Source organism: uncultured Stenotrophomonas sp. (assembly GCF_963519925.1).
GTDB classification, from domain to species: domain Bacteria; phylum Pseudomonadota; class Gammaproteobacteria; order Xanthomonadales; family Xanthomonadaceae; genus Stenotrophomonas; species Stenotrophomonas maltophilia_AE.
In genome coordinates this window covers 1-11,550 of sequence record NZ_CAUQPH010000118.1, presented here as the reverse complement: position 1 = coordinate 11,550, position 11,550 = coordinate 1, and the positions used below count along the sequence as shown (strand labels likewise).

The 11,550-nt window shown below is 67.9% G+C and carries 11 protein-coding genes; 7 read left to right on the top strand and 4 right to left on the bottom strand.

What is annotated here, in order from left to right; all coding sequences use genetic code 11:
* Positions 1-1,103, top strand: a 1,103-nt coding sequence (locus RWO33_RS16090; protein ID WP_314106195.1) for a hypothetical protein, incomplete at its 5' end; no start/stop codon positions are given.
* 3 nt (positions 1,104-1,106) lie between these two features.
* Entirely contained in the window at positions 1,107-2,012 is a 906-nt protein-coding gene (gnd, locus tag RWO33_RS16085) for a phosphogluconate dehydrogenase (NAD(+)-dependent, decarboxylating) (protein ID WP_145479175.1), read from the top strand.
* A gap of 187 nt (positions 2,013-2,199) precedes the next feature.
* On the opposite strand, the gene RWO33_RS16080 is transcribed toward gnd, so the two are convergent.
* The gene (locus tag RWO33_RS16080; protein WP_314106194.1) at positions 2,200-3,243 is read right to left on the bottom strand and encodes an oxidoreductase; all 1,044 of its coding nucleotides are present in this window, start codon (positions 3,241-3,243) and stop codon (positions 2,200-2,202) included.
* 168 nt (positions 3,244-3,411) lie between these two features.
* On the opposite strand from RWO33_RS16080, the gene RWO33_RS16075 reads away from it, so the two are divergent.
* On the top strand, positions 3,412-3,789 hold the full coding sequence (locus RWO33_RS16075; protein WP_145479177.1) for a BON domain-containing protein: 378 nt from the start codon (positions 3,412-3,414) through the stop codon (positions 3,787-3,789).
* A gap of 144 nt (positions 3,790-3,933) precedes the next feature.
* On the top strand, positions 3,934-5,445 hold the full coding sequence (locus RWO33_RS16070; RefSeq protein ID WP_314106193.1) for an ATP-binding protein: 1,512 nt from the start codon (positions 3,934-3,936) through the stop codon (positions 5,443-5,445).
* Between the two features lie 30 nt (positions 5,446-5,475).
* On the opposite strand, the gene RWO33_RS16065 is transcribed toward RWO33_RS16070, so the two are convergent.
* Positions 5,476-6,213, bottom strand: coding sequence for a 20S proteasome subunit A/B (locus RWO33_RS16065; protein ID WP_145479179.1), 738 nt, complete (start codon positions 6,211-6,213; stop codon positions 5,476-5,478).
* An 85-nt stretch (positions 6,214-6,298) separates the two neighbouring features.
* Here RWO33_RS16065 and folK point away from each other — a divergent pair, with 85 nt between their 5' ends.
* The gene (gene folK / locus RWO33_RS16060) at positions 6,299-6,793 is read left to right on the top strand and encodes a 2-amino-4-hydroxy-6-hydroxymethyldihydropteridine diphosphokinase (RefSeq protein WP_314106192.1); all 495 of its coding nucleotides are present in this window, start codon (positions 6,299-6,301) and stop codon (positions 6,791-6,793) included.
* 59 nt (positions 6,794-6,852) lie between these two features.
* Here the strand turns inward: folK and RWO33_RS16055 are convergent, their stop codons facing one another.
* Positions 6,853-7,590: a pteridine reductase gene (locus tag RWO33_RS16055; RefSeq protein WP_145479181.1), complete on the bottom strand. Its 738-nt coding sequence runs from the start codon at positions 7,588-7,590 to the stop codon at positions 6,853-6,855.
* A 55-nt stretch (positions 7,591-7,645) separates the two neighbouring features.
* Between RWO33_RS16055 and RWO33_RS16050 the strand changes: the two genes are divergently transcribed.
* Positions 7,646-8,830 carry an SAM-dependent methyltransferase gene (locus RWO33_RS16050; RefSeq protein ID WP_314106191.1) on the top strand — a complete coding sequence of 395 codons (1,185 nt, stop codon included), beginning with the start codon at positions 7,646-7,648 and terminating at the stop codon, positions 8,828-8,830.
* Position 8,831: 1 nt separating this feature from the next.
* On the top strand, positions 8,832-9,221 hold the full coding sequence (locus RWO33_RS16045) for a VanZ family protein (protein ID WP_314106190.1): 390 nt from the start codon (positions 8,832-8,834) through the stop codon (positions 9,219-9,221).
* A gap of 199 nt (positions 9,222-9,420) precedes the next feature.
* Here RWO33_RS16045 and RWO33_RS16040 read toward each other — a convergent pair.
* A partial coding sequence (locus RWO33_RS16040) for a family 20 glycosylhydrolase (protein WP_314106188.1) occupies positions 9,421-11,550 on the bottom strand: 2,130 nt, incomplete at its 5' end.

Sequence of the window (11,550 nt, the reverse complement as noted above, 5' to 3'; positions counted from 1 at the left end):
GCGGCCCCGTCTGCGACCGCGACGACCTGCAGCAGGCGCAGGCCGCCGGCGACCTGCGCGCACAGTGGCCGCGCGCCTGGCCGCCGGCACAGCGCGAGCAGTTCCTGCGCGGGCTGCTCGACGATCCGGCAACGGTCTGTGCCTTTGCATTCGAGCTGGGCAAGGCCACGGTGCGCGCGGCGACCCGGTTGCAGGACAACCCGGGATTCCGCTTCTCCGGGCTGCAGCTGGGCTGGATCGGCTTCGGCACCGGCGGTGCCCACGCGCAGGGCTGGGAAGGATTCCGCAGCCTGGGACGCGGCTACCAGCCGTCCGGCCGCAACAGCGACGCGCTGCAGGCGTTCTACGCCGGCCGGGTGCGCGGGGAGTGCGGCGTGGGCCGCCAGGTCGCGCAGCTGGCGACCCAGCGGGAGCTGTTCGGAGATGCGGATTTCGATACCGCTTTCAGCCCGGGCGAGCTGTCGATCGGCACCTTCCTGACCCTGCACGGCACAGACAGCATCCTGCTCGGCAGGCACGCCGGCGCGCTGTTCGCCGATGGCAAGGCCGTGCGTACCTCGCGCCTCGGGCGCCAGGCCTTCGTCGGTGCCCCGGGCTTCATCGAGCACGTGTTCGATCGCCAGTTCCTGGACGACATCAACAACCAGGCCGAAAACTTCGTCATCGTGTCAGTGAGTGCGGAGGCGGGCGACGCACTGCGCACGCACGGCGGCTTCGCCCATTACGACCGCATCAACCGGCGCATCTGGGAGCTGGCCAGCCAGATCCCGGGACCGGGGCCGCGCCGCTTCGAGCGGCTGCTGTTCGAGCGCGACCCGACCCTGCGCGCCGCACTGCCGGCCCGCCAGCAGCCGTTGCTGGCTGAACTGGATGCGCTGCTGGACGATCCGTTCTACCAGGGGTTCGTGATTTATGTGCATCCGCGCGGTATACGTCCGGTGGGCTATCACGTCGCACGCCTGCTCGACCGCAATCCGCGCACGCCGTTTGCGTTCGAGCTGGGCCTGCACAACCTGCATACCACGCTGTACCACCGCTGGGTCGAGACCCGACTGCAGCGGTGTCCGGCAGCGTTGATCGATTCGCAACCCGAGCAGAGGTGAGTCATGGAAATTGCAATGATTGGACTGGGGCGCATGGGCGCCAACATGGCCGAGCGGCTGCATCGCGGCGGCCACCGCGTGATCGGTGTGGACCCGGGCGACGCGGCGCGCGCCAGCGCTGCCGAGCGCGGCTTCGAAGTCAGCGCGTCGGCCGCCGAGGCACTGGCGCAGCTGTCGGTGCCGCGCGTGGTGTGGTTGATGGTGCCGGCCGGCGAAGTGGTCGACCAGACCCTGGCCGCGCTGTCGCCGCACCTGTCCGAAGGCGACGTGGTGATCGACGGCGGCAACTCGTACTACAAGGATTCGATGCGCCGCGCGACCCAGCTGCGGGAAGAGGACGTGACCTACCTGGACTGCGGCACCAGCGGCGGCGTGTGGGGCCTGCAGGAAGGCTACAGCCTGATGATCGGTGGCGACACCGACGCGGTGCAGCGGGTCGGTGACATCTTCCGCACCCTGGCGCCGGCACGGGACAGCGGCTGGGCGCACGTGGGGCCGAGCGGGGCAGGGCACTTCTGCAAGATGGTCCACAACGGCATCGAGTACGGCATGATGCAGGCCTATGCCGAAGGCTTCGCGCTGATGCAGCGCAAGACCGAGTTCAACCTCGACCTGGGTGAGGTGGCCCGGGCCTGGCAGCACGGCAGCGTGGTGCGTTCCTGGCTGCTCGACCTCAGTGCCGACGCACTGCAGCGCAATCCGCAGCTGGACGGCATCGCCCCGTTCGTTCCCGATTCCGGCGAAGGTCGCTGGACCGTGGCCGAGGCCATCGACCTGGATGTCTCCGCACCGGTGATCACCCTGTCGCTGCTGGAGCGCCTGCGGTCGCGCGAAAAAAATTCCTTCAGCGACCGCATGCTGTCGGCGCTGCGCAACCAGTTCGGTGGCCACGCCATGATGAAGGAGTAAGCAGGGGCAGCGCCGGTAGGGTCGGTTCCCAAACGACTGCACGGAAGGGTGATCGGCACGTGGACGCATCACCCTGGCCGGAGCGATTTCTCCGATGAGAGTCATGCCCCGCCGCTCTGATCAGCGGCATCGGCCGTTGATCGGGATGCAACCCAACCGGCGGATCGCCGTTGATCCAGGTTCGCAGTTACCGAAGATCCACGCGCCGGCCACTGTCGGCGCTTTCGCGGCCTGCCTCCAGCAGGCGCATCAGCTGCAGCGCCTGCTCGGCGCTCACCGGTGCCTCCTGCCCGCCCAGCACCGCGTCGCGGAACGCGGTGTAGAACTGCCGGTAGTCACCCCGCACATTGTCCACGCTGCGGCGCTGCATCTTGCCGTCATCGTCGATCCAGACGTGCTGCCCGTGTACGGGATCCAATCCCCACCCCGGTGCCCCCGGCGCGATGCCGTGGCGCAGCTGGTCTTCCTGCACGTCGCGACCGTCCTTCAGGAAACTGCCGTGGCTTCCATGCACCGCGAAACGCGGCGTCGATGCGGCGACCAGCGAACCGGCGTGCACGATCGCGCGCAGGCCGGGGTAGTGCAGGACCGCATGGAAATAGTCGTCGCTGCGTGCGCCATCGCGTTGCGCCACGATGTCGGCGCTGATCGCTTCGGGCCAGCCGAACAGCTGCAGCATCTGGTCGAGAAGATGCGGGCCCAGGTCCATCCACAACCCGCTGCCGGGTGCCTCGCTCTCGCGCCAGCGGTCGCGCACCTGCGGGCGGAAGCGGTCGAAGTGCGAATGGCATTCGGCGATGCGGCCCAGCACACCGGATGCAAGCACGCCGCGCAGGGTAAGGTAGTCGGCATCATGACGTCGGTTCTGGAACACGCTGACCACGCGCTCGGCGCTGCGTGCGGCCTCCACCACGCTGCGCGCTTCGGTCATGTCCAATGCGAACGGCTTGTCCACCAGTACGTGCTTGCCGGCCTGCAACGCGGCAAGCGCGAGCGGCGCATGCTGTTGGTTCGGCGTGGCGATCACCACCGCGTCGATGGCCGGGTCGGCCAGCAGGGGTTCCACCGACGCGTGTACGTGTACGTCGGTAAACGTGCGCAGCAGCCGGTCGCGTTGCGAACTGACGATGCTGTACAGGGCCAGCCCGGGCGTGTGCTGCAGCAGCGGCGCATGGAACACGCTTCCGGCCAGGCCGTAGCCGATCAGTCCCACCTGCAGGGTCGCGGTCATGGTGTCGTCTTCCGGTGGCGTGGGCTAAGAATAATTGCAATTGATGCACTGCGGAAACATGAATCGTCGGGGTTGAAACTGACTGGTTCACGGCGATTTGATGTCATGGCGACGCCTCGTGTACGCAGTGGCGCCGACACTGGGCACACACACCAGGAGACACCGCACATGACCACCACTACGCGTAACCTGCTTGCTGCTTCGCTTGCTTTCGGCATGCTGCTCGGCACCTCCGCGGCGATGGCCAAGGATCCGCCGAAGACCACCGACCACGCCGCCATGACCCATGCCGACAAGCATGATTCCGCCGAGCCGGTCACCGATACCTGGATCACCACCAAGGTCAAGAGCGACCTGCTGGCGAGCAGCAACGTTCCGGGCACCAAGGTAGAAGTGGAAACGGTGAACGGCGTGGTGTCGCTGTCCGGCACCGTGGCCACCAAGGCCGAGCATGACAAGGCCATCACCACCGCCAAGGGCATCAAGGGCGTCAAGAGCGTCGATGCCAAGGCGCTGAAGGTGGCTACCGCCGCTGCCACGCGCTGATTTTCGCAGCACGGAAGACATCGGGGCGCGCCGCAAGGCGCGCCCTTTTTGCTTGGCGGCGGCTGGCCGCTCCTGTGCCGCATTCACGTTGGTGTGGGGTATATTCACGCCATTGACGAACCCGGCCGGGGAGGCCGAGTAGCCATGCCGCCGATCGGGTCTTCGTTGGGACACCTGCGTATCCTGCTGGTCGAAGATTCGCCTGAAGATGCCGCGCTGATGTGCCGGCAGATGCTGGACGCCGGCCTGCAGGCCAGCTTCGAGCGGGTCGAGACCGCGGGCGAGCTACGCGACGCCCTGTTGCGTTTCGCACCGGACGTGGTGCTCTCCGAACTCGAGATGCCCGGCTTCGCCGGCAACCAGGCGCTGGAGATCGTACGCGGTTGGCATGCGGACCTGCCCTTCATCTTCGTCTCGGGAACGCTGGGCGAGGAGAACGCGGTGGCAGCGCTGCACCAGGGCGCCAACGACTACATCATCAAGCACCAGCCGGCCCGCCTGCCGTCGGCCGTGGCGCGTGCGGTGCGCGATGCGCGCGGCTCGGTCGACCGCCAGCGGGTGGAGGCCGAACTGATGCGCGCGCAGCGGCTGGAAAGCCTGTCACTGCTTGCCGCGGGGCTCAGCCACGACCTGCGCAACATCCTGCAGCCGCTGCTGATCATGCCGGAGCTGCTCAAGGCGCGTACCCAGGACCCCCGGCTGCATCACCTGGCCGACGTGATCGCCGAGTGCGGACGGCGCGGCCACGAGATGGCCGAGTCGATGCTGTCGTTCGTGCGCGGCTCGCGCACGGCCATCGAACGCATCCAGGTCACCCACCTGTTCGAAGCGATCGAGCTGCTGCTGCGCAGCACGTTGCCGGCCCGGGTCAGCCTGCACCTGGAGGTGGCCGATCCGGAGCTGGCGGTGGATGCCAATTACACCGAGCTGCAGCAGGTCTTGTTGAACCTGTCGCTCAACGCGATCCAGGCGATGCCCGAGGGCGGTCGGCTGACCCTGCGTGCCGAGCTCGACGCCGACCCGCACGGCCCGGAACGGCTGCGGCTGTCGGTGAGCGACGAGGGCGTGGGCATGAGTGCGGAGGTGATGGCGCACCTGTTCAATCCGTTCTTCACCACCAAGGCCAACGGCACCGGACTGGGGCTGATTTCCTGCAAGCGCATCATCGAAGGCGCGCAGGGCAGCATCCAGGTGGCCAGCACGCCCGGCGTGGGCAGCTGCTTCGTGCTGCTGCTGCCGGTCCGCGCCGAGACCGTCGAAGCAGCGCCGCAGGTGCAGCCGGTGGCTGCCGGTGCGGGCCAGTCGATCCTGGTGGTGGATGGCGAGGCGACCCGCCTGTCGCTGCTGGGCAATGCGCTGTCCAGCCAGGGTTACCACCTGCAGCTGGCTTCCGATGGCGGCGCGGCGCTGCGCTGGATGCAGCAGGAGGCGATGCCGGCGCTGGTGATCGCCGATGCGGGGGACAGGCTGCTTTCGGCCAGCGACCTGCTGGATGAAATGGCCGCGCTGGGGTACCACGGCCCGGCACTGGTGCTGGAAGACGTGGATGAGCCGGTGCCGTTGCAGGGCTTCCCTGCGGGCGTGGAGGTCCACGTGCTGCGCAAGCCGCTGGAGATGCAGCAGGTGTTCCGCTCGGTGGCCGACGCGTTGTCCTGATCGCGGGGAATACCGGCGAACGGTTGGTATCTACCCGGTTTCCCAGGGAAAGCGGGGCAGGCTCGCCACCGCCTGTTCCAGCCGCCGCGACCAGTTGCCGTGGATTTCCGCATACAGCGGGCTATCCCCGGACAGCCGCATGCGGTGGCTGATACGCAGGTCGCCGGTGCGCAGCAGCACCAGGTCCACTGGCAGGCCCACCGACAGGTTGGAACGGATGGTCGAATCCAGCGACACGATAGCGGTCCGCGCGGCGTCGTCCAGATGCGTCTGTGGGCGGATGATGCGGTCCAGGATCGGCTTGCCGTACTTGGATTCGCCGATCTGCAGGAAGGGCGTCTCGGGCGAGGCGGCAATGGCGTTGCCGAGCGGGTAGATCATGTACAGCCCCGGATGCTCGCCGCCCACCTGGCCGCCCAGGATCAGGGTCGCCTGGGTATTGACCCCGTCATGGCCATGCTCGGGCGTGCTGCACTTGACCTGGCTGTCGACCAGCACCCGGCCCACGTACTCGGCGACCTCGAACAGGTGCCGGTAGGCCAGCAGGTTTTCCGGCCGCTGTTCCTCCACATCGCGGTGCAGGCGCGAGATCAGCAGCTGGGTGGTGGCCAGGTTGCCGGCGGCCATCACCACGAAGCTGGCCTTGCCGGGAAACTCGAATTCGTGCAGCTTGCGATGCACGCGAACGTCGTCCAGCGACGCGTTGGTACGGGTATCGGCGGCGAAGACCAGGCCCTCGTCCACCTCGATGCCGACGCAATAGGTCATGTCGGTGTCCTATGATGTGCACCCCGATTCTATGCGGTGGCCCTGTTGGCCCCGTGTGGATTCGCCCCACGTACGCTGAATGACCATGACCACTGTGCTCCTGAGCCTGGGCAGCAACCTGCAGCCGCAACAGCATCTTCACGCCGCGGTGGCCGCGCTGCGCCAGCGTTTCGGCGACATCCGCGTGTCCCCGGCCTACCGCACGGCCGCGGTGGGCTTCGACGGCCCGGCATTCCTCAACAACGCGGTCGCGATCGAGACTGATGAGCCACTGGAGGACCTCGACCGGTGGCTGCATGCCCTGGAAGACGCCCACGGCCGCGACCGCAGCGGCCCGCGCTTCAGCGACCGGACCCTGGACATCGACGTGGTGTTCTACGGCGACCTGATCGTCGAGGGCCCCGGCCACCTGCGCATTCCGCGCCCGGAGCTGAAGCATGCCTTCGTGCTCAAGCCGCTGGCCGATATCGCGCCGGACTTCATCGACCCCGTCAGCGGCCTGACCCTCGCAGCCCTGTGGCGGGCACACCCCCAGTTCGCAGACCCGTTCGAGGTCGTCGAGTTGTCAATGGCGGGTTGATCCGGATCCGGGGACGCTACGTAACAATTCGTAGCGCCGGCCGTTGGCCGGCCCACGCATCACGTCAACATCCGCCCCCCGTCCACCCGCAGCGTATGCCCGGTCACGAACGGCGCGTCGTTGACCAGCCAGTAAACCGCCTCGGCGATCTCTTCGACCGTGCCGGTGCGGCCCAGCGGTGTGCGCGCCAGCAGCGCCTGCTGGGCGAAGTCGTCCTTGCCCTGCTCCGGCCACAGGATCGCGCCCGGCGCCACGGCATTGACCCGCACTTTGGGCGCCAGCTCCAGCGCCAGCGAGCGGGTCAGCATTTCCAGCGCCGCCTTGGCCGCCGCGTAGACCGGGTGGTCGCGCATCGGCTGGGTGCCGTGCAGGTCGGTCAGGTTGACGATGCAGCCCTGGTGGCGGCGCAGCTGGGGCGCCGCGGCCTGGGCCAGCAGCAGCGGGGCGCGGGCGTTGACCGCGAACAGGTCGTCCCACTGCGCGGCGGTGATCTGGCCGAGCAGGGTCGGGTAGAAATTGGAGGCGTTGTTGACCAGCGCGTCGAGGCGGCCGAACTGGGCCACGGTCTGCTCGACCAGGTCGGGCAGGGCCTCGGCATCGCGCAGGTCGGCCTGCAGGGCCAGTACGCTGCCCGGGCGCAGCATGTCCAGGTCGAAGGCCATCTGCTGCAGTTCGGCGGTGGAGGTGTGCGCATGCAGCACCACCGACCAGCCGCACGCGTGGAACTGGCGGGCGATGGCCGCGCCGATCCGGCGCGCGCTGCCAGTGATCAGCACGACGGGTGTGGTGGCGGTCATCGGGGCTCCTTCCTGCTCGGCTATGCTGTGCATTGTCACCGCAATCGCCTGCACCATGCATTCCTCATTGCCCACGCCCGACACCGACGCCCTGGCCCACAGCGACGAACTGGCCGCCGCGCTGCGCGCGGAGATCCTCGCCAATGGCGGTGCCATGCCGTTCGCCCGGTTCATGGAGCTGAGCCTGTATGCGCCCGGGCTTGGCTACTACAGCGCAGGCTCCAGCAAGTTCGGCGAAGCCGGCGATTTCACCACCGCCCCGGAAATGGGGCCACTGTTCACCGCCACCCTGGCCAATGCGATCGCCCCGGTGATGCAGCAGCTGGGCCCGCAGGCGCGGTTCCTGGAGCTCGGTGGCGGCAGCGGCGCGTTCGCCGAGATCCTGCTCAAGCGCATGCTGGAGCTGGATGCGCTGCCCGAGCGTTACGCGATCCTGGAGCCCAGCGCGGACCTGCGCGAGCGCCAGCGCGAACGCCTGCAGCGGGCGCTGGTGCCGCCGCTGTTCGCGCTGGTGGAGTGGCTGGACGGCCCGTTCGACGACGACTGGGACGGGGTGGTGTTCGCCAATGAAGTGATCGACGCCCTGCCGACACCGCGCTTCCTGGCGCGCGACGGCATGGTCTATGAGGAAACCGTGGAGCTGGATGCCGACGGTGCGTTCATGCGCGGCGCGCAGCCCGCCGACGCCATGCTGACCGCCGCCGTGCGCCACCTGGAGCGTTATCGCGAAAAGCCCTTTGCCGATGGCTACCGCTCCGAACTGCTTCCGCACCTGCCGTACTGGATCCAGGCCGTGGCCGGTGGCTTGAAGCGTGGCGCGATGTTGTTCGTCGACTATGGGTACTCGCGCAACGAGTTCTATCGCGATGACCGCGACGACGGCACCGTGCGCGCGTTCTACCGCCACCATGTGCACAACGACGTTTTCCTGTGGCCGGGCCTGCAGGACCTGACCGCGTCGGTGGATTTCACCGCACTGGCCGAAGCCGGCACCCACGCCGGGTTCGAACTGGCGGGGTACTGCAGCCAGTCCAGTTTCCTGCTCGGCAACGGGCTGGATGGATTGTTGGCGCTGGCCGAAGCCCGTGCCGACGAGATCGGCAAGGTGCGCCTGCGCGACCAGGTCAAGAAGCTGACCCTGCCCAGTGAAATGGGCGAGCGTTTCCAGGTGATGGGCTTCCAGCGCGACGTGGATTTCGAACCGGCGTTCGCGCTCGGCGACCTGACCTGGCGGCTTTGACATGCGCGCAACAGGGATGTTGAAGCCGCTGCGTTTCCCACGGCTGTGGCTGGGCCTGTGGTGGCTGGCGATCGGGCTGACGATCGTGGTCTGCCTGATCCCGCCGCCGCCGCTGGCGCTGCCGCAGAACAGCGACAAGATCGAGCACTTCCTGGCGTACTTCCTGCTGGCCTCGGCGGCGGTGCAGATTTACCGCACGCGCGCGGCCCTGCTGTGCGCCGGCGCCGGGCTGGTGCTGCTGGGCGTGGGCATTGAATTCCTGCAGGGCGCGTTGACCACCGACCGCATGGCCGACCCGATGGATGCGCTGGCCAACAGCATTGGCGTGCTCGCCGGCATGGCGGTGGTGTTCACGCCGTTGCGCGATCTGCTTTTACGCATGAAGGGATAGCCGGGTAGGGTCGGTTCCCGAACGACCGCAGTGAACGTATCAACGCCCGGTAACGCATGACCTGCAACGAAGCAGAATCCGTTGCCGTTGATTGCAATGCGTTACCGGTTGCGGAAACGTTATCGGCGGTCGTTTGGGAACCGACCCTACCTCATTCAGGCAACACGGGTGCCGGCCATGGGCCGGCACCGCTACTTCATCAACGCGGCACCAGCTCCAGCGTGTCGAGCACCCACATCGTCGGGCGGGTGTCGCCGGTGAAGCGCACGCACAGGTCCTGGCGACCCTTCAGCGAACGTGGCAGTGCCGCTTCCAGCGTGATGAACCCATCCTTGCCTGGCGTGGCCGGCAGCGGCACGCTGGCCAGCGGCTTGCCATCGCACTGCGCGTTGAGGATGTCCATCTCACCGTGCGCGCTGCGTGCCGGCACGAAGCGCCGCTGCGGCTCGTCATGCGCCAGCTGGAAGTAGTACGGAATCTGCCCGGCCCGCACCCGCAGCTTCGTAATGCCGTCGACGTCCGCGCCTTCCCACAACCAGCACGGGTTGAAGATGTTCACGTTGAAGATTGCGCGTGCGCCATCGGCCGGGCCGTCGTCTTCCAGCCGCAGCAGCAGCTTGCCTTCGCCCGGGCACATCGCCAGGTGCTCGTCGGTACGGCTCAGCAGCGACTGCGCGGTGACGTTGAAGCGGCTGGCCGCCTTGGCCAGCGCCTGCCCGTCGAAGAAGGTCGCGGCCTGCACCCCCACCGGCAGCGGCTGGGTCAGCGGCGCGGTGTAGCGCGGCGACGCGGCGGTGACCGGGCTGCCGTCCACGCTGTAGCGGATCTCGTAGTTGAGCGGGTTGCGCAGTGCCAACGTCGCGGTGCCGGCCTTGCGGTCGTCGCTCACATCCGCTTCCACCTCGAATGGCGTCTGCGCGTAAGCGATGCCCATGGCCTGCCAGCGCTGCAGCTGCGACGGCAGGCGCGCCAGGAAGTCGGCGAAGTCGCGGCGCTCACGCGGCGACCAGCCGGTTTCGGCGACCGCAGCCAGGCGCGGGAACACGTTGTGGTGCAGGCGCGCGACACTGCGGGTGTGCTCGGTGAACATGTTGGCCTGCAGGCCCAGGATGTGCTGCTGCTTGTCGCGGGCCAGGCTGTCGGGCACCGGCTCAAACCCGTACACGCGGCCCAGCGGAGTGGTCAGCGGGCGGCCCGGCGGCTCGTTCTCCGAGTTGGTCTGCAGGTAATCCATGTACATGTCGGTGACCGGCGACATCACCACGTCGTGGCCTTCGCTGGCGGCCTTCAGGCCGCCCTCGGTTCCGCGCCAGGACATCACCGTGGCTTCCGGCGGCAGCCCGCCTTCAAGGATCTCGTCCCAGCCGATCAGGCGGCGATCGTGCTGTTCGAGGAACTTCTCCAGCCGCTTGATCAGGTGTGCCTGCATCTCGTTTTCGGTGCCGGCGCCCACTTCGCGCATGCGTTCCTGCACGCGCGCGGAGGCTTCCCACTGGTCCTTGACCGCTTCATCGCCGCCGACGTGCACGTATCTGGCGGGGAACAGCTCGATCACTTCCTCCAGTACGTTCTCCAGGAACTGGAAGGTGCTCTCCCCGGTATTGAACAGGTTCGGGAACACCCCCCATTCGCTCAGCGGCTGCAGCGGCGTATCGATCGTGCCCAGCTCGGGGTACGCGGCGATGGCGGCGGTGGCGTGGCCGGGCACGTCGATCTCCGGAATCACCTGGATATGCCGCGCGGCAGCGTAGGCGATCACTTCACGGATCTGGTCCTGGGTATAGAAGCCGCAATACGGGCGCGGCGCACCGGTGGCCGGGTCGCGGCCACCATCGCCGGCCGGAATGCGGCAGCTGCCCACCCCGGTGAGCTTCGGGTAGCGCTTGATCTCCATGCGCCAACCCTGGTCATCGGTGAGGTGCCAGTGGAAGGTGTTGAGCTTCTGTTCGGCCATCGCGTCTAGCACGCGCTTGATCTCGTCCAGGCTCTGGAAGTGGCGGGCCGAATCCAGCATCAGGCCGCGCCAGCTGAAGCGCGGCGCGTCGTCGATCTTGAGTGCCGGCACCACGCCGTTGCTGCCGCCGGTGAGCAGCTGCGAAAGGGTAGCCGCGCCGTAGAACAGGCCCGCTTCGGTGGCTGCCTGCACGGTCACGCTGCGCGCATCGCTGCGCAGCTGGTACCCCTCGGCGCCGGTCTTGAGCGCACCGTCGATCACGAAACGAATGCCGTCGCTGCCACGCCCGGTGGCCAGCGACAGTGCCGGGCCGCCGCTGTGCTGCACCTGGGTGGCGAACAGCGCGGCCACGCGCTGGGCAGCGGCGCCCTGCGC